Origin of the sequence: Paenibacillus andongensis, from assembly GCF_025369935.1 — a bacterium.
Taxonomy (GTDB): Bacteria; Bacillota; Bacilli; order Paenibacillales; family NBRC-103111; genus Paenibacillus_E; species Paenibacillus_E andongensis.
The window spans coordinates 3,106,290-3,125,195 of the sequence record NZ_CP104467.1; the positions used below are offsets into that span (position 1 = coordinate 3,106,290).

Below are 18,906 nucleotides of genomic sequence, written 5' to 3' on the forward strand. Positions count from 1 at the left end.
GGGTTTTTTGGCGCTTACAGCGCTTAGAACCATGGATAGGATAGCTGTACACAGGGAGGATTTTACACATGACACAGGAAACGAAAGAAACCAGAGAAACAAAAGAGCAGCAAGGCTATAATCCACAAGCTATTGAGCCGAAATGGCAAGCTTATTGGGATGCGAAGAAAACATTTAAAGTGCTTGAAAATTCGGATAAACCGAAGTTTTATGCGCTGGATATGTTCCCTTACCCATCTGGAGCTGGTCTGCATGTAGGACATCCAGAAGGCTACACAGCAACAGATATCGTTTCACGTTTCAAACGGATGAGAGGCTTTAACGTCCTTCATCCAATGGGATGGGACGCTTTTGGACTTCCTGCTGAACAGTACGCACTGGATACGGGAAATGATCCGCGAGAATTCACCAAGAAGAACATTGATACATTCCGTCGTCAAATTAAGTCACTAGGCTTCTCGTACGATTGGGATCGTGAAATTAGTACAACAGATCCTGAGTATTACAAATGGACACAATGGATTTTCATCCAGTTGTACAATAAAGGACTCGCTTATGTGGATGAAGTACCCGTAAACTGGTGTCCTGCGTTGGGGACTGTTCTTGCAAATGAAGAAGTGATTGACGGTCTGAGCGAGCGCGGTAACCATCCCGTTATTCGTAAGCCAATGCGTCAATGGATTCTGAAGATTACTGAGTACGCTGAACGTCTTCTTGAAGATCTTGAGGAGCTGGATTGGTCCGAAAGTATTAAAGATATGCAGCGCAACTGGATTGGTAAATCAACAGGCGCAGAAGTTCAATTTGCAATTGATGGACACGATGAGAAGAGTCTGACCGTGTTTACAACTCGTCCAGATACATTGTTTGGCGCTACGTATTGTGTTCTGGCACCTGAGCATGAGCTTGTTGCGCAAATTACTACAGATGATCAAGCCGCTGCCATTAAGGAATACCAAGAGAAGGCGTCACGTAAAAGCGATCTTGAGCGTACGGATTTGGCCAAAGACAAAACAGGTGTTTTCACAGGGGCGTATGCTGTTAATCCGGTAAATGGCGCGAAAGTGCCAATTTGGATTGCTGATTACGTGCTTGGCGGCTACGGTACGGGGGCAATCATGGCTGTTCCTGGACACGATCAACGTGACTGGGAGTTCGCGAAACAGTTTGATTTGCCGATTATCGAAGTCGTTCAAGGCGGAAATGTTGAGAAGGAAGCTTATGCGGGGGATGGTGAACACGTCAATTCCGGTCCGATTAATGGTATGAACATCGAACAAGGGATCAGCCATATGATCAGTTGGTTAGAGCAAAACGACAAAGGCCGCGGCAAAGTAACCTATCGTTTGAGAGATTGGCTCTTCAGCCGTCAAAGATATTGGGGAGAACCGATTCCAATTCTTCATCTTGAAGATGGCACAATGAAGCCTGTTCCCGTGGATCAACTGCCGCTCTTACTTCCGCAAGTCGATGAAATTAAACCATCTGGTACAGGAGAATCACCGCTTGCGAACGTATCCGAATGGGTAAACACGATTGATCCGGAAACCGGCATGAAAGCTCGCCGTGAAACGAATACCATGCCGCAATGGGCCGGCAGCTGCTGGTACTATCTGCGTTTTATCGATCCGCGTAATGATAAAGAGTTTTGCTCGCATGAGCTTCAGCAGCAGTGGCTGCCTGTAGATCTTTACATCGGCGGAGCGGAACATGCTGTACTTCACTTGCTGTATGCGCGTTTCTGGCATAAGGTACTTTATGATCTTGGTTTTGTTCATACCAAAGAGCCTTTCCATAAGCTCGTAAACCAAGGGATGATTCTTGGTGAAAACATGGAGAAAATGAGTAAATCTCGCGGTAACGTTGTCAATCCGGACGATATCGTCAGCGATCAAGGGGCTGATACGCTGCGTATTTATGAAATGTTCATGGGACCGCTTGAAGCTACAAAACCATGGAATACAACAGGTGTGGATGGTATTCATCGTTACTTGAATCGTGTCTGGAGGCTGTTCATTGACGAGAATGGTCAAATTAACGCTAAAATCAGCGCCGACGAAACATTGGGCAGTGATACGTTCAAACGTACTTGGCACCGGTCGATCAAAAAAATAACCGAGGACTTCGAAGCTCTTAGGTTTAATACGGCGATCAGTCAAATGATGATTTTCGTTAACGAAGCCTATAAAACAGAACGTTTACCGCTTGAAGCAATGAAAAATTTCGTGCAGATGTTATCTCCAATTGCTCCTCATTTGGCTGAAGAACTTTGGGAGAAGCTTGGCGGCACAGAATCAATTACCTATCAGCCTTGGCCAACCTATGACGAAGCGTGGACTGTCGATAATGAAATAGAGATTGTTGTACAGGTTAATGGTAAAATTGTTGATCGTGTGCTAATTTCCAAAGATACAGATGAAGCAGCGATGGAGAAAATCGCATTTGAACTCGATAAAGTTAAAGAAGCGACCGCCGGAAAGGCCGTTCGCAAATTGATTGTTGTAAAAGGCAAATTAGTTAATATTGTTGTAGGATAGCAAGGGAAGTTGGCAATTTGGGAAGGCTGCTGCTACAAATTAAAGAGCAGCTCAGCCTTCTCAACGTCTTCTTCATATTTGGCATGTGTAGCAGAGATGACACTTGAGAATATCCCCGCAAGCTCGTCGTCCAAAATCCGTAAACCTTCCTCTGTAACTCCACCGGGGACAGATACACGTTTTTGTAGAGTAGCAGGGTTGAATCCTCCGGTCGTCAGCAGCTTTCCTGTGCCTAGCGTCATTTCACTGGCAAGTAAGGTAGCTTCCTCAACCGAAATACCAGTTGCCTCAACAGCTGCATCAATAAAAGATTGCAGAAATTTGGCAAGAAATGCGGGACCGCAGCTGGATATGTCCGAAGAGATCCGCGTAAAATTTTCGGAAACACGAATTGGTGAGGAAATATGCGCAAATAGATTCTCAAGCCATTCTTTGTCCTCGGGCTGCATTCGATTTCCATGAATACATAGTGTAGCACCACTTAACACGTAGTTCGTGATACTTGGGATAATTTTGCTGATTTTCGCAGGCAGAAGACCTTCCAAATGTTTGAGCAGGACAGGACTAGTAATGGATACGATGAATTGAGAGGGAAGCACGTCCTCTTTGATTTCATCAATAACCTTCTTGAATTCAGACGGCTTCACACATAGAAAGATGAGATCGCTCCCCAGTACGACTTCTCTATTCGACCCGGCAACATGTAGTCCAGGATATGTCTCCGCAAGCAGCTCAACTTTACGTATCGTTCGATTTCCCGCAATAATTTGCTCCGGATTGAATGCTCCAGAATGAATGAACGCTTCAATCAGAATACTTCCCATACTCCCAGTACCGATGAATCCTGCTTTCATCCAGTAATCCCTCCCGAATAAATCAGTCACTTTCTTTCATAGTTTATTGAACGGGGCTCGTTTTAAATGCCATGCCATTCGGATGCTTTTTCATGTATATGTTCATATGTCAGTAATTATGTTTGGAAAAGCTTAAGTGTAAGTTTTGATGAAGGAAAACTCTAAAGTTTATGCTTACGAAGTTAGTTTTGCTAAAGCAAAACGCTAAAGTTCATGCTTACGAAGTTAGTTTTGCTAAAGCAAAACTCTAAGGAGGGAATTCGTGGATTTTTTAAGTTCCAAAAGAGGAAGGATACTGCTCATGGCGGCAGTGATCAGTTTATTTGCTTTTGTCGTTTGGCCATTCCTTCGTGGGGGCAGGTCTTTGATACGGACAGATTTTATGCCTATGAACACTCAAATGCAGGCTATGATTGCTCAAAATAGTGAGGAGCCGGCACCTGAGGTAAAACCTAGAAAATCAGACTTGAAATCTACTATAGGGACAGAACCGAAGGGTGCGAAAGGCACAGGACCGAAGGCAATGATAGACCCTGAACCCAAAGCAACGATAGACTCAGAGAGGAAGGAAACGATAGATACAGAATTGAAGGCAACAATACACACAGAACCGAATGAAACAATGGACACAGAATTGAAGGCAACAGGAGACACAGTACCGAAGGAAACAATACCAGCGTTTTCATCAATTTTTACGCCTTCTGTGGTATCTAATGAAAAAGCTGAAACTAATTTGCCGGCAGCACGGTCTACGGGACAATTGGATCTTAATACAGCTACGCTCAAGCAGCTAGATGAATTACCGGGCATTGGAGAGAGCAAGGCAAAGGCCATACTGGATTATCGGTTGAAAAAGGGGAGATTCAGCCGGATTGAAGAGCTGATGGAAGTGAAGGGCATCGGGGAGAAAATGCTCGAGAAGTTAAAGGTATTTCTTTATGTAACTTCGTCTTAATCCTTTCCTTTCTTTTAATTTGCTAGGAAATATGAGAGAATACTAGAAATGAAAAAAGGGATCCAAGATTAAAGAGGGGTATTCTGAAGGAGGAATAACAATCCGTTATGAGCAACCGTAAAGATTGGGATACTTATTTCTTAGATATTGCTTACATGGCCTCAACGCGATCAAGGTGTAACCGTCGGCACGTTGGGGCAGTGTTGGTTCAAGGTAAGAAGCTACTTGGAACAGCTTATAATGGTGCGCCCATGGGTGTACCCGATTGTACAGAGGCAGGTTGCATGCTTGTAGAAGAAATCGAGCTAAAAGTGGTGGATGATACCGAGGAAGTTATTCGTAAACAGCGATGTATTCGTACGATTCATGCAGAGCAAAATCTGCTGCTGTTTACGGATCGGGAAGATCGCGAAGGATCAACTGTCTATGTGACAGATCAGCCATGCTGGACATGTGCGAATATGTTGGCCAACAGTGGTGTGACAGAAATCGTTTTCCATCGTGGATACCCCAAGGACCATGAGAAAGTAAGCCATTTGATGGAGGACAGAGGCATCGTATTCCGTAGAATGGAAGGATATGAACCTCCGCCTGGTACGGTATCTGACGTCGTGAATTAAATATGTCTACTGAATTAAGAGGAAGAACCTCTTTCTAGAAGCAGCCAATGGGGCTGCTCTGGGGAGAGGTTTTTTGTTTGTTTATGCAGCTGGGAAAAAGCATGGAAATCAAAGGACTCCAAAAATCGATTTTTGAGTCAGATACCAGCTTCGTGAAGGTAGATGGGCTAAGGTGGTTATCAATGTTGTAGTTTCTACAACAATTTATACGCCAAAAGGCTATTTTGCAACTTGAAGTTGCAGTTTGTACAACATTTCGAGCTCATTTGTTGCGAAATGGCCTTTTATGGGGCTAAATTGTTGTACATTATACAATAACTAAGGGGAATATGCGGGATCTAGACAATAATTGTTTTACTTTCTACAACATCTTTCAATGGAGAATATGGATTCATTCATCCGGCGACCTCAAAAGAGCATATATGACGATGGATTCCAATATGAGACTCCTCAAAGGTGAAAGAGATGGGATGGATGATTACAATTTGGCTTTATAACATTCAAGAGGAGGGGGGAAATTACATATGCAAATGCTATTGAAACGACCAGTTGTTATAGGTTGTTGTCTGTGGATAACTGGCTACGCGCTGGCGCTCTATACGGAGCTGCGGTGGTTATCTTTGATGACGAGCGCGCTGCTGTTAGCCGCGCTTATCGTCATCTACGCGCTGCGGCTGCCTGGCAGACAGCCGCTGTGCGCCTTGCTGCTGGTCGGAGTAGCCTATGGCTACTTCCAATGGACCGACCAGCGCAACGTCTCTGCGCTGCTGCCGCTGGCGCAGCAGATGACCCTTGACGGCAGCGAGGTCACGCTGCTCGGCAGATTTTCCAGCCCTGTCACCGTAGACGGCGACAGGGCCAGCTTCACGATGGAAGCGGAGTCCATCCGCTTCCCAGACACGGAAGCTTTCCCGCTCGGCGGGGAAAGCGTGCAGGTCTCGCTGCGCCTGCTCCAGCAGGAGCAGCAGGCGGTGGCATCGGGCTGGCGCCGAGGCGACGCCCTGACGCTGCACGGGACGCTGCGCAGCCCGTCCCCGGCCCGCAACTTCGGCGGCTTCGATTACCGCCGATACCTGCGCCTTCACCACACCCATTGGCTGCTTTCAGCCAAAGGAGTGGATCAGGCGCAGGTCGAGCCTGCGGCTGCGCGCATAAGCGTCGTCCAGCTGCTGCGCTGGAACGACGAGCTGCGCGGAGCCCTCAGCAGGCGCATGGACCTTATCTTCCCCGCGCCGCAGGCGGGGTTCATGAAGAGCATGCTGATCGGTCAGACGGACGATCTGGATCCCGACCGCTTCCAGCAATTTTCGGAGCTAGGTTTGACCCATATTCTGGCCATATCCGGTTTGAATATCGCTGTATTTCTTGGTGTTTGCATTTGGATCATGCGCCGATTAAAGCTGGCGAAGGAGACCTATTTGCTAATTTGTATATGGCTATTGCCGTTCTATATCCTACTGACAGGTGCTTCGCCATCCATTGTTCGGGCCGGACTCATGTCTATTATTGCCCTCTATGCAGCTCGGCGAGGTCTGTTTAAGGATGTATTGCATATTATGGCGATTGTCGCATGGATCATGCTTTTGTGGGATCCGTACTTTCTGCTGGATGTCAGCTTTCAGCTTTCTTTTCTGGTTACACTGGGTCTCATTGTTGGGGTACAAAGAGTCAATGATTTATTCATTCCTTGGATTCCTTCCTCAATTATAAGAAATACGGCCTCCATCACGCTTGTTTCCCAAATGGTATCTTTTCCTGTATCTATTTATTATTTTAATCAGTTTTCTTTATTATCTTGGCTAGCTAATGCCGTCTTGGTTCCAGTCATTAGCTTGATTGTATTTCCAGCCGGACTTCTTGCTTTAGTTCTGGGAATAGTCTATGTTCCTGCTGGAAAAAGCATCGGTTTGCTTATTTCTTGGTTAAACGAAGTGATTTTCTGGATGACAGACAAGCTTCAGCATTTAAACCAGTTTAAGATGCTATGGCCGTCGCCAAGCTTACCCTGGATTGCCTTTTATTATGCTTTTCTCATTTTGCTTTATGTATTATGTCAGCGTTTGTCGCAAGATGCTGGAGGAGAGCCTCCGATTATTTTGGTAAGTGTCAAAGACAAAAAGAATGTGAACTTATCGAAATGGTTCGTATGTGCGACAGGAGGTTTCCTGCTATTGCTGTGGATGGGGTATTCGCCTGAGCGCTTCAACCGATCTGGCCTCGTTCAATTTATAGACGTAGGTCAAGGTGATGCTATTCTGATTCGGACGCCTTATGGTAAACATATTCTGGTTGATGGCGGAGGGACTCTTACATTTAGGAAACCGGGGGAAACTTGGAAAATTCGCAAGGATCCTTATGAAGTAGGCCAAAAACTACTCGTTCCTCTGCTCAAAAAGCGTGGTGTTCATCAACTTGATCTTGTTGTTCTCACACATGAAGATGCGGACCACAGTGGCGGTCTGCAGGCTGTTATTGCGCAAATGCCCGTCAAGCAGTTTCTCTTTAATGGAACGCTTAAGCCAGGTGCAAGCATAGAGAAATTATTTGACACTTTGCTAAAGCAAAAAGTGCCGCTTTTGCCTGCGAATGTAAGTAATTGGATTCAGATTGATCCGCTTACCAGATTGCAGGTTCTGTTCCCTTTGGAAAGAGATAATCGGCCTCTCGAAATTGTCAAAGAACAGAATGCACAGTCTGTCGTTTTCTTGCTCGAGATGCAAGGGACGCGTTGGTTATTTACGGGGGATATGGAGAAAGAATCTGAGGCCGTTGTGGTCGACTATTTAAAAGAACACCCTTCGTTAATTGACCTAGACCAACATATAAATCACAAGGTCGATGTACTGAAAATTGCTCATCATGGCAGCAAAACATCCACAACACCGGGGTGGTTGGCCTATTGGAAGCCTTCATGGGCCGTCATATCCGTAGGCAGTATGAATGGTTATGGTCACCCAGCACCTGATGTGTTAAGGCGTTTGGAAGAAAATGAGGTGCAAGTGTTACGTACAGATCGAATGGGGGAAGTGCAGCTTGAAGTCCGCAAAGACGGTATTTACTCCCGTATTAAAATAATGGATTAAACGACATCTGAATGATCTCTATCCAGAGTTGTTCGACTGTGGATCTTTGTGTTCTTCCCCGATAGGCTCCTGTTTCCATGGTGGGTCACCATACATATGCACCTCTTTATATATCCAATGAACCCCGAAGGGAATGACGAAGGAAAGAATGGTACAGATCAGTATCATACCTGAAGGAAACCTTCCAATGAGAGAAAGCCACATACTTGCATTACTCCTTTGTCGTTTTGTAGATATTTCCGATTCGCCTAATAATAACCTCTGCCTGCACGTTAATCTCTGATTGTGTGAATATGGATAATCCTTGCTCCCAATCAGCTGCAATTGGTTTCCATACTTTATAGTGATTTTCATATAGGTAAGCACCTAGTCCAAGAGCATCCTTTTTATAAGTTTGTTGGAGTTTTTTAATGACTTTAAGGGTATTTCCTTGGACCACATCTTCAAGGCTTTTCTCCAAATATTTAATTGCTTCTGAATCAGAGGGATCGTAACCGGCAATCGATTTTTCAAGAACGCCTTCAGCTGCGAGTTTAATATTGAACTTGAACTTAGTTGGACTGAGCTGCTGCATGGTAATTTTACTTTTCGTTCTTTCCACTCGGAAGTCAAAGGTATGATCCTTAAACGTAGCTTCGATGATACCGCCTTTAATATGATCAGTGACAAAGTTCAACCCTTGTGTTTCAGCGCCTGTTAAGAATCCGACCATTTCTTTGGTTTGACCATCGAATATAGCGGATCCTGTCATTGAAACCCCTTTTTCTTCCAATTTCACATTTTGAATAGGGAAGCTTTCATGCTTGACCAAATATTCATGGACATCACCAATTCGCGATTCGGGTAACATGAAGTTGGATTTTCGATCGTTTCTGGCAATAGATGTAATATAATCAATAGGTGTTGGTTCATTAAACGTAGGGATATCTAAGATATCCGAGGCTTTTCCATCGGCAATTAATATTTGAACGCCTCTTCGCATCTCACTATTTCGTAAGAAATAGTCCAATACATCGGCGAAAACTTTATCATCTTTGGCTACTTCACTGGAAACGATTATGATTTTTAAATGTTCGAAATAAGGAGAACGACTTGTCCTGGCTGCCAATCTCGCGCTAAGGGCAGGCATGGAGTTTTCGGTTGATGATAAATTAAAGTAGGCTTTACCGGAACTGCCAGATCCACTTTGTCCCTGACTGCTTTGTTTCAATCCACTAGGTACGACAATTTGATAGGTTCCCTTGAATTTGTGTTTCGAATTATTGGTGTAATCGATAGCAACGCCGACTACAAACCCGCGTTGGTCAATTTCTATACGATCCCAGCAGCCTGTTAAAAAGAAGATGATGCAGAGTAGACTGGGCCAGCAGATACTTTTTTTAAGAAGCATCACTATTCACTCCTCGAAGTTTAGCAGCAACATGTATGAGGATAGGAAAAATGATGCCGACAATTACCCCAATATAACTGAGAATACTGCTCATTTTATCAAAATCAGCTAAGTTTCGTGGGTACATGCAAAGTAAATAAATGATTGGACTTAGTAGGAATACCCATGTTTTTTTCTTCGATTTAGTAAAAATGGACATAAGCAGATAGATGGAACAGTCATAGGCCATAATGGTCGTGGTGAAGACAGTCATAATCCAAATTGTAAAAAATATAGATTCAAACCGCTCAAAGAATGCGCCAGGAATTTGCATTTCCTTAGCAAGCTCTACGGCGGGATAGGTAATTTGTTGAAGAGCAAAATGTGAAAATACACCAACGCAAGTAAGGTAGATTGCTGTATATAGGACAATTGGAATGGCTACTCCGATGACAACCGCTTTGGGGGCATCCTTGGGGCGGTTCATTAGGGAGATGTAAATTAAGATGACTTCGAAACCAAGGAGCGAGAAAGCACTGGTTTGAGCTCCCTTCGCCAAACTTTTCCAATCCGAAATCATAAACGGTTTTAAATCGCTCACATTAAATATGCCCATGCTAAAGATGAGTACGACTAAAGAGATGATGATAACAATAGGTAAAAATAATATATTAAGACGAATAATACCGACCCGGCTGCCAGAAACGGCATAGACGACGACCAGTAAAAAGGCTAGGGATATCGCTTCCACAGGCGTGCGCTCAAATAGATACTGCTTGGAAATATTAGCAATAGCCCTAACTTCATAAGCACAGTAGAAGATAAAGTAAATGGAAAGAGGGATGATTGCAAGGAGAGCGATAGGCTTCGTGACGGCTGCTGACGCATAAGCAAAATAACCTTGCTTGCTAAAATGAATCGCAATTTTGGCTAACATCCAGGCTGATCCTATCGCAAGAAGGCCTGCCAGCAGCATGGATACCCACCCGTCAGAAGATTGAACCGTTTTCGCTAGCTCTCTCGGCAGAAAGAGTATACCAACGCCAATAATCATGGATGAAATTGTGATGACCATATCCGTAAAACCGATCTCACTATCACCATATTCAAAAGATTTCATCCTCTGTTTCTCCTTCCTTTCATCCTCTGATCATTTTTAGTTTGCATCATTTTTGGCCGCTTTGTCACGAACAGCAGGGGTGATCTTAAAATGAGATCTTTCCAGTCCCGTAATAAAATTGGCGCAAAAGGGGTGGAGTATGGAACGCCGAAACTCTTCAGGTTTACCATGTGAATATTGATCATGATATAGGCTAAGATGATGCCATATAAGCCTAAAAAAGCAGCGGCCAACATAATGCTGAATCGCATGACGCGAAGTGAAATAGCAAACGAATAAGAAGGCAGTGAGAAAGAAGCGATGGCTGTGACGGCCACAACTATAACCATAACGGGATTTACCATGCCAGCAGCAACAGCAGATTCTCCAATAACCAAACCACCAACGATTCCAATGGTTTGGCCGATTGGTTTGGGCAGTCGAAGTCCTGCTTCCCTGAGAAGCTCGAGTGTGAATTCCATGATGAAAGCTTCGACAACCGCGGGGAAGGGCACACCTTCCCGAGCTCCGGCGATGGAGAAGGCCAACTTAGACGGAATCATACCATGATGGAATTCAAGCAAAGCAATATAAAGAGCAGGTAAAAAGGTAGCAATGAAAGCTGAGATTAATCGGAGTATACGAGTCAAAGACGAGATGAGCCAATGCTGGTAGTAATCTTCAGGTGATTGCAAGCTCGAAGCGAATGTAATTGGCAAAATGAGGACGAAGGGGTCTCCATCTACTAGAATAGCAACTCGACCTTGGAGAAGTGCTCCAGATACGCGATCAGGTCGTTCTGTATTCATAATGAGTGGAAATGGACTAAGGAAGCTATCTGCTATCCATTGCTCCAAATAAGCGGACCCCTCGATATCATCGATGTCTATGCTCTTTATTCTGCGAGTAACTTCTTTCACAAGGTCCGGATGGACAATGTCAGCGATATAAGTGACGACTACCTCACGTCTACCTCTACGCCCGATTTGATAGGTGTCAAATACAAGATTGATTTCTTTGATTCTTCTTCTAAGCAAAGCGGTGTTCGTGCGTATATCTTCAGTAAACCCTGCTCTTGGTCCTCGGATGATCGATTCTGTTTGTGGCTCTTCAATTGAACGGGTTTTCCAACCGCAGCTGGAAATGATGAGACTTTGTGAAAGATTATTCAGTAAAAGAAGCGTATCGCCAGATAAAATGGCCAATAAAGCGTCATCCAGCAGCTCAACGGTTTCCAGGTTATGAGCTGTTAGAATTTGCTGCTGCAATATGTTTAATAATTCCGAAGCCGAGGAAACAGGTTGATCAAAGGCATGGAGCATCGGGTTTAGTATTTGCTCATTGATCGTAGCTATGTCCACCAATCCATCAATGCTGACTAATGCACACGGATATTGGTCTCCGCCGATCGTAAAATGCCTAATGATTAGATCGCTTGGATGATGTAGGACCGTCTGAATGGTAGCCAAGTTTTCTTGTAATGAAGGTAATAATGATTTGCTGGAGTCTGAACTGGAAGGGTTTTGTTGGTTATGTACCTGAAGGGTTCCAAGTAGACGTCTTCTGCCAAATAATTGTTTGAACATGATGCAGCCCTCCACTTTCGAATAGCTCATCAGTAATATTTACCACTTCGGTTAGAATTAATCGGTTATGGCAATTTCTTAGGCGGTACTACCCAAACATAGTACTTTCCCTTCTTTTAAAAAAGCTTACAATGGAGAGTAATTTGATTGATAAGAGAGAGGGGAGAGCGGTTTGTGAGTCGGAGATGAAACTTATCAGTCTGGCATACGTCTAATAACAAGTGTATTTATTTCAGGAATTTTGTTATTCTGGTAGTTGCAAGATTGCCATCGTTTTTTTATTCTAAAAGAGTTGCAACCTTATGAGACGCTGTTGCGTCTGTAAGATTGCAAGAGGGAGGGATCCCAGTGGTAGCACCCGAACTGGTAAGATCTGCACAAGCCGGTGATCGTGATGCTCTCATTACCCTATTGCGAGAAATTGAGTCTCACGTTTATCGAACCGCTTATTATATTTTGAATAATGAACAGGATGCCCTCGATGCTTCACAAGAGGCACTCCTTCGGATTTATACAAAAATTAATTCCTATGAAGAAAAAGCGCTCTTCAAGACGTGGGTACAGCGGATTGTAACGAACATCTGCATCGATAAATTTCGCAAAGCGAAACCAACGGTTTCGATTGATGAGCATGATATGACCTTTACAGCAGAGCATAATGTTGAACAGGAAATGTTAACTGGCTATTTAGCCAAAGATATCAGAGAAGCAATCGAAAAACTTCCCGAACACCATCGATCAGTTGTTGTTCTCCGTTATTTGCAGGACTTTTCGTATCATGAAATTGCAGAATCTCTCAACTTACCGTTAAACACGGTAAAGTCTTACTTATTTCGAGCTAGACAGCAATTGCAGTCGCTGCTCCAAGAATATCAGAAAGGAGGTGTTCGGGGATGAATTGTCAAGAGGTGATGGAATTTATGCAAAGACAGCTGGATGGGGATTTAGATGCAAAAGAGGAAGATGTGCTTCATGCTCACCTGATGCATTGTTTGGACTGTGCACAGATGTTTGAACGTTTACAAAGATTGTCCGATGAACTGACCCAGTTACCGAAGGTCATTCCTCCATACAGTTTGGTCGATGCTATCATGCCGCAGCTAGCTGATATAGATAGACATGCCGCGGCGTCCATTACCGACAAGGTGGCTGCTTTCGGCACCCATGCTAGCCAGACAGCTTCTGTGCAGCCTCCCAAACTCCCTTGGACACGCCGTTTAGGATTACAGTTCTCCTGGAAATTCGCAGGTGGAGTCGTTGCCGCAGGTCTCATTCTTGGATTCTTCGTATTCAATATGAAGCATCCTGTGCTGGATCAAGCAGATGGTTGGCTGCAGCCAAAGGCAGCATCTGAAAATCAAAGTGCCGGACAAATGAAAAGCACGGCGACCTCCGATTCAAACGCTGCCCAAGATGCTGGCAAGAAGGAGGCGGCAGATCGTGCAGACGTGAAGCAGGTGGCACCAAATGCCCCAGCTGCTAAGGCAGATGGGCAAGAGAATGTACGGCCGGAATCAATAACGGGAAATGGGCTAGTGGGGCCGCAAGCTACAACAAATGCGAAGTTGGAAGAGCCACAAACACTGAGTTCTTCTGGTCCCGCAAAAAGTACAGATGGTGTGCGCCAAGCACCTTCTACCTCTGAGCCTGAACGGCTGAAAGCCCCTGCTTCCGCAGGAGTTAATAGAAAGCAGGAATCGGCCCCTGCCTCATCGACGAATCCGCCAGCCGACACTGCAACTTCAAATAAGGTGCCGGAAGAGCAGAAGGTATTGAAATCTACCGATCCAACACCTACGCCAGCTACTAAGAAGGGTGGAACATCGAGTGATGTCGGAGGCATATATTCTTTGACAGCACCGATCAGTGCGAATACGCTGAAATCAACTACAGGCATTCTCGAGGCTGTTGTTGAAGAGCAGCATGTCGTGATCCGAAACAGCACTACTAACGAAGTTGTTTTTGCGTCCAAGCAAGTTTGGAAGACTGGTGATCTTATCACGCTAGTGGAATGGTCTAAGGATGACAAGTTATTTTACCAAGTTCAAAGCGAAGGCTCGCTTCAAACTTTTCTCATCGATTTAAATGCGAAAGAGGAAGCAGCTAAGTAAATTTGTGAGGCGAATGCACCAAAGTAACGGTTCTAGCGTATGTTGTAAGATAAGAAAGCGGCAATGCTTTGGTGGTTTGTCCACACGGTATAAGGTTTCTAGAGCCTTTAACCGGTGTTTAAATAGACAAACAAAGGGATTACTTCAAGGTCTTCGGGCTTTGACGTAATCCCTTTGTTGTTGGTAGAATGTAAGTAAGGAGTGAACGCTAGCTATGGATGCAAAGAGAGCATTGAAAGATATACAAGCAGGGCGCCCTGCACCGGTTTATTTGTGCTACGGTCCTGAGAAATATAAGATGAGGGAATTTATTCAGGTTCTAACGGATTTGCTCATTGAGCCCGAGCACAAAGAGTTTGCCGTAAGTAAATTTGATTTAAGCGAGATTAGTCTCTCAGCGGTGCTGGAGGATGCGGAGACCCTTCCCTTTATGGTTCCTAAGAAGCTGGTCATCGCGAAGAATGCGCTGTTTTTCACAGGGGCGAAGGAAAGTTCGAAGATTGAACATCACTTGGATCGTTTGACGGATTATTTGAAATCTCCAGCGGAACATACGGTTGTGGTGTTTACGGTAGATGCAGATAAATTGGACGAGCGTAAGAAGATTGTGAAAGCGCTCAAGGACCTCGAAGCAGCGGTTCCCTTCTTATCACTTAGCCCAGAAGAATTGCAGCAATGGGTAGCTAAACAAGCCCAGCAGCTGGGTTTTTCGTTCACGGGGGAAGCCGCCGACCAATTGATCTTATACACCGGCGGTAATTTGCAATCCTTATCTGCAGAGATTGAGAAGATTTCTTTATATGTAGGAGTCGGTACGGAAGCATCGGTTGATGTCATCGATCAATTGGTGGCCCGCAGTACAGAACAGAACGTCTTCATTCTGATAGAGGACATTGTAAATGTCAGGCTGGAACGTGCCTTCGTTATTCTCGAGGAGCTGCTGAAGCAGCGTGAGGAGCCGATCAAGATCGCGGCGCTCATCGCCAGACAGTTCCGCATCATGCTGCAGGTGAAGGAGCTAAGTAAACAGGGCTATTCCCAGCAGCAAATGGCTTCACAGATCGGGTTGCATCCCTTTGCCGTGAAGGTAGCTGAAGGGCAAGCGCGCAAATATGATATTGAGAAGCTAAGCCGGATCATGTCGCAGCTTGCGGATCTCGATTTCCAAATGAAAACGGGGAAAATCGATAAAGTGTTAGGTTTAGAGCTGTTCCTTCTTAGGCTAGCTTCTTAGGATTGCTGCCTAGGAGGGCGGCCTTTCGAACAGTAAAAAGTCCAGCTCTCTGTGACAGAGAACTGGACTTTTGCTTTATGTCCGTTTTATTACGCTTGAGCCGTAAGAGCGTTCAGCTTTTTAGCCAGACGGGACTTCTTGCGGTTAGCGGCATTTTTATGGATTAAACCTTTAGAAGCTGCTTTGTCTAATTTCTTAGAAGCGTTAATTAGAGCTTCAGGGGTTACAGCTGTTTCGAAAGCTTTCACAGCAGTACGCAGAGCGGACTTTTGGGAAGCGTTACGAAGACGGCGCTTTTCGCTAACTTTTACTCGTTTAATAGCGGATTTAATGTTTGGCATGAAATTCACCTCCTACTTACAAAACACGTTCAACGTTACATTTGTATGTTTGCTGACAACTTTAAGTATTCTACCATGCAATAATTGAAAATGCAAGACCTGTCAATAGGTTTTCAGTGGTCTCTGTTTTTGTATAAGCGGTTGTAAATCGTAGCACAATAAGGGATGCAATGCACCCAAGGATAACGGCTAAGCTGTCTCTCCAAGGACAGGCGCGTTTACCCAGAAATATGCAAAGCTTATAATGTGAAACATATAAATTCTTATATTTTGAGAAAGGGGAACTTCAATGGACTTAGGCTCTTTTACAACACATACGGATCTTGCGTTAGATGCAAGGGATATGGCTCATGCAGCCAATCAGGGGCAACCGATACCTGGCATTGAACAGGAGTCAACGCGTGAAAACGGGATACGAGTTACCAAGATCAACGTTCTGAACGAAGAGGGCTCCAAAGCACTTGGTAAGCTTCTCGGACATTATATAACGATAGAAGTGCCGGCACTTCGAGAGAAAGACAGTCAATTACAGGACCGCGTCGCCACGAAATTGGCTCAAGAGTTTGAACAGTTTTTGCGTGAAATCGGCATCCCCAAGAATGCAAAAGCGCTTATTATCGGTCTAGGCAACTCCAATGTGACACCCGATGCGCTCGGTCCTTTAGTTGTGGATAATGTGATGGTCACACGTCATTACTTTGAACTAGTTCCGGAGGATGTTAGTCCGGGGTATCGGGCGGTTAGCGCGGTAGCGCCAGGAGTGCTGGGAACAACGGGAATTGAGAGCAGTGACATCGTTCAGGGGATTGTCGATCAGTCCAAACCTGATTTCATTATTGCCATTGATGCGTTGGCTTCCAGATCCTTAGATCGGGTCAATACAACCATTCAAATCGCAGATACGGGCATTCATCCCGGTTCAGGCATCGGAAATAAACGCAAAGGGTTGACCAAAGAAAACCTTGGCATACCTGTTGTAGCTATTGGCGTACCGACCGTAGTATACGCATCGACCATCGTGAATAATGCCTTTGACTTGATGCATAAGCATTTTAGCCAGCAAACGAGCAACACAGGGCAGATTCTAGGGCTTCTTGACAATATCCACGAGGATGAGCGGTTGCAGCTAGTTAAAGAGGTGCTAAACCCCGTAGGACACGATCTACTTGTCACGCCGAAGGAAATCGACCAGTTTATTGAAGACATCGCCAATATTATTGCAAGTGGCTTAAATGCTGCCTTGCACGATGCTGTAGGTGTTGATAATGTGGCGGCCTATACGCATTGATTGATTTTAAGAACTGAGTCCGCTAGATGGGTGGATGCAGTTCTTTCTTTTTGTGCTTTTTTACGTAATTTGGAAGGAATAAGGAGGGGGGCGTCGAAATAAGGGACGATCAACTTAAATGAGGACGTGGTTCTGTTGAGCAGCGCACATAAAGCGAAGCTATTCATAGGGTCATCTGCTGAAAGCGTTGAAGTAGCAGAGGCTTTGCAGTCTAATCTCCATTTTTCATTTGATGTAACGGTTTGGAGTCAATTGCTTTTCCCTCCTTCACATACAACCTTGGCTCCGCTTATTAAGCAGGCGAAGTCTAGTGATTTTGCTATCTTTGTCTTTCAACCTAATGATTTGACGCTTTTGAGAGATTCATTGGTTAGCACCGTACGTGACAATGTTATTTTGGAACTAGGTCTATTTATTGGACAAATAGGTCTAGAACGAACATATTTTCTAATTCCGGAAAAAGAAAAATTACATATTGCCTCCGATTTAATCGGCTTAACCCCACTTACCTATGATGCAAATCATTCCTCTGGGCTAATGGCTGGCCTAGGACCGGCAACTTTCGTCGTGAAGCAAATGCTCAAAGAGTTAGGGCTAAGAGAGAAATGAAACCAAAGATATTCATTGGCTGCTCCCTCGCAAGTTCGCTATGGGCTGAATTCTATCAAGCGCAGTTGTCCTCTTCATCTGAGGTTACGGTTATTAATCAGGGAGTGCTTACGGCGTCCAACCATAAATTGAAAATGCTAAAAAAGCACATCGAAGAGACGGACTTTGCCCTGCTTATTATCACGCATGCGGATTGTCATGATCCATTGGTTTACGGGAATATACTTGTATTGATAGGGCTTTGTATCGGAGAATTGGGCCACAGCCGCACGTTCATCGTGATGTCTAAGGATTGTGAACTGCCTGAGTATCTGGAGGGTTACAATCCACTGAGAATCGATGATCATCTGGCCGTTACAGGTATCGCGGAGTTAGCTGGTCCTCACCTCTATCCGATAAAGCATAGTATTGGTGTTCTTAAGAATCGTTACAAGTTATCCGATATGAAAAAAAATGATGCGATACGCAGTTTTTTGTTCGACGCCTTAGATTCGCTTAGTGTTTCTAGTGTGGATTATGACCGTGTATTGGATAAATTCCATAAGACATTTGATACCAATTGTGGTATAATTGAGCTTCAAGAAGTGACAGCGGCAACGCTCTTTGAGCTTCTCGAGGATGGTGTCACCTTGCAGCAGTTTGGCCGTGCCGGTCAGGTTAGCAACAACCACAGTTTCAACGTCAATGACCCAACTAGCTATCTAGCCGAATGTTACCGGGGCAAGGATACGAACATCTACCTGGGGCAAGCCAAGGATAAAGAAGATGGCGAGTTTGAATACATTTACTGCATTAAGCTGCATCCGACCATTGTTTCATCCATCCATTTCAAAACTAGGACGGATATTCCTGCGCTTAAATCTCATCAAGTCATGATGGAGTTATCGGAAAGAAATGCGAAGCTCGTGTCTTCACTCAAATCCATTGTGAAAGGAAGGATTATTTATGCTGAAGCACATGAAGAAAGTTCGTAACCGACCAACCACAGACAATAAACATAAACAGAGTGACAAGACGCTGCTCAAATTATATAACGGACCCACTGTTCTGAATAAAACAAGCGGAGTAACGATTGTGGCCAAAGGGTCATTCGATTTCGAATCCCTCGCGTAGCCGTTTGAGATTAAACCTAAGAACCCTGTGAGGGTTCTTTTTTATTTGCTTTGGTAAGAGAAGCTTATCCTTTATTTATTGGGCCGCCGCGGATTATATATCGCTAA

General features: G+C 44.6%; 16 protein-coding genes. 11 read left to right on the plus strand and 5 right to left on the minus strand.

Annotated elements, in window-relative coordinates:
- Positions 1 to 68: 68 nt before the first annotated feature.
- Complete coding sequence (leuS, locus tag NYR53_RS13600) at positions 69 to 2,537, plus strand: leucine--tRNA ligase (protein ID WP_261305667.1); 2,469 nt, start codon at positions 69 to 71, stop codon at positions 2,535 to 2,537.
- A gap of 32 nt (positions 2,538 to 2,569) precedes the next feature.
- On the opposite strand, the gene comER is transcribed toward leuS, so the two are convergent.
- Positions 2,570 to 3,391, minus strand: a complete 822-nt coding sequence (comER, locus tag NYR53_RS13605) for a late competence protein ComER (protein WP_261305668.1) — start codon at positions 3,389 to 3,391, stop codon at positions 2,570 to 2,572.
- 262 nt (positions 3,392 to 3,653) lie between these two features.
- On the opposite strand from comER, the gene NYR53_RS13610 reads away from it, so the two are divergent.
- The 3 genes from NYR53_RS13610 (at position 3,654) to NYR53_RS13620 (ending at position 8,049) form a co-directional block, all read left to right on the plus strand.
- A complete protein-coding gene (locus NYR53_RS13610) occupies positions 3,654 to 4,346 on the plus strand; it encodes a ComEA family DNA-binding protein (protein ID WP_261305669.1) in 693 nt (230 codons plus the stop codon).
- 107 nt (positions 4,347 to 4,453) lie between these two features.
- The gene (locus tag NYR53_RS13615) at positions 4,454 to 4,966 is read left to right on the plus strand and encodes a deoxycytidylate deaminase (protein ID WP_056838607.1); all 513 of its coding nucleotides are present in this window, start codon (positions 4,454 to 4,456) and stop codon (positions 4,964 to 4,966) included.
- A gap of 524 nt (positions 4,967 to 5,490) precedes the next feature.
- The gene (locus NYR53_RS13620; protein WP_261305670.1) at positions 5,491 to 8,049 is read left to right on the plus strand and encodes a DNA internalization-related competence protein ComEC/Rec2; all 2,559 of its coding nucleotides are present in this window, start codon (positions 5,491 to 5,493) and stop codon (positions 8,047 to 8,049) included.
- Between the two features lie 211 nt (positions 8,050 to 8,260).
- Here NYR53_RS13620 and NYR53_RS13625 read toward each other — a convergent pair whose 3' ends face one another.
- Genes NYR53_RS13625 through NYR53_RS13635 form a run of 3 tightly spaced genes read right to left on the minus strand, consistent with a single transcriptional unit; the run spans position 8,261 to position 12,103 of the window.
- On the minus strand, positions 8,261 to 9,439 hold the full coding sequence (locus NYR53_RS13625) for a Ger(x)C family spore germination protein (protein WP_261305671.1): 1,179 nt from the start codon (positions 9,437 to 9,439) through the stop codon (positions 8,261 to 8,263).
- Complete coding sequence (locus NYR53_RS13630) at positions 9,429 to 10,538, minus strand: GerAB/ArcD/ProY family transporter (protein ID WP_261305672.1); 1,110 nt, start codon at positions 10,536 to 10,538, stop codon at positions 9,429 to 9,431. Before NYR53_RS13630 ends, NYR53_RS13625 begins: the two co-directional genes overlap by 11 nt.
- Positions 10,535 to 12,103 carry a spore germination protein gene (locus NYR53_RS13635; RefSeq protein WP_261305673.1) on the minus strand — a complete coding sequence of 523 codons (1,569 nt, stop codon included), beginning with the start codon at positions 12,101 to 12,103 and terminating at the stop codon, positions 10,535 to 10,537. The genes NYR53_RS13630 and NYR53_RS13635 overlap by 4 nt, the downstream gene beginning before the upstream one ends.
- 348 nt (positions 12,104 to 12,451) lie before the next feature.
- Here NYR53_RS13635 and NYR53_RS13640 point away from each other — a divergent pair, with 348 nt between their 5' ends.
- The 3 genes from NYR53_RS13640 (at position 12,452) to holA (ending at position 15,448) form a co-directional block, all read left to right on the plus strand.
- On the plus strand, positions 12,452 to 13,000 hold the full coding sequence (locus tag NYR53_RS13640; RefSeq protein WP_261305674.1) for an RNA polymerase sigma factor: 549 nt from the start codon (positions 12,452 to 12,454) through the stop codon (positions 12,998 to 13,000).
- The gene (locus NYR53_RS13645; RefSeq protein ID WP_261305675.1) at positions 12,997 to 14,214 is read left to right on the plus strand and encodes a zf-HC2 domain-containing protein; all 1,218 of its coding nucleotides are present in this window, start codon (positions 12,997 to 12,999) and stop codon (positions 14,212 to 14,214) included. Before NYR53_RS13640 ends, NYR53_RS13645 begins: the two co-directional genes overlap by 4 nt.
- A gap of 214 nt (positions 14,215 to 14,428) precedes the next feature.
- Positions 14,429 to 15,448, plus strand: a complete 1,020-nt coding sequence (holA, locus tag NYR53_RS13650; protein WP_261305676.1) for a DNA polymerase III subunit delta — start codon at positions 14,429 to 14,431, stop codon at positions 15,446 to 15,448.
- A gap of 89 nt (positions 15,449 to 15,537) precedes the next feature.
- On the opposite strand, the gene rpsT is transcribed toward holA, so the two are convergent.
- Entirely contained in the window at positions 15,538 to 15,789 is a 252-nt protein-coding gene (gene rpsT / locus NYR53_RS13655; protein ID WP_261305677.1) for a 30S ribosomal protein S20, read from the minus strand.
- A 289-nt stretch (positions 15,790 to 16,078) separates the two neighbouring features.
- Here rpsT and gpr point away from each other — a divergent pair, with 289 nt between their 5' ends.
- The 4 genes from gpr (at position 16,079) to NYR53_RS13675 (ending at position 18,799) form a co-directional block, all read left to right on the plus strand.
- Entirely contained in the window at positions 16,079 to 17,077 is a 999-nt protein-coding gene (gene gpr / locus NYR53_RS13660; protein ID WP_261305678.1) for a GPR endopeptidase, read from the plus strand.
- 135 nt (positions 17,078 to 17,212) lie between these two features.
- Complete coding sequence (locus NYR53_RS13665; RefSeq protein ID WP_052228179.1) at positions 17,213 to 17,686, plus strand: nucleotide-binding protein; 474 nt, start codon at positions 17,213 to 17,215, stop codon at positions 17,684 to 17,686.
- Positions 17,683 to 18,660 carry a TIR domain-containing protein gene (locus NYR53_RS13670; RefSeq protein ID WP_261305679.1) on the plus strand — a complete coding sequence of 326 codons (978 nt, stop codon included), beginning with the start codon at positions 17,683 to 17,685 and terminating at the stop codon, positions 18,658 to 18,660. Before NYR53_RS13665 ends, NYR53_RS13670 begins: the two co-directional genes overlap by 4 nt.
- Complete coding sequence (locus tag NYR53_RS13675) at positions 18,644 to 18,799, plus strand: hypothetical protein (RefSeq protein WP_261305680.1); 156 nt, start codon at positions 18,644 to 18,646, stop codon at positions 18,797 to 18,799. The genes NYR53_RS13670 and NYR53_RS13675 overlap by 17 nt, the downstream gene beginning before the upstream one ends.
- Positions 18,800 to 18,906: the final 107 nt, after the last annotated feature.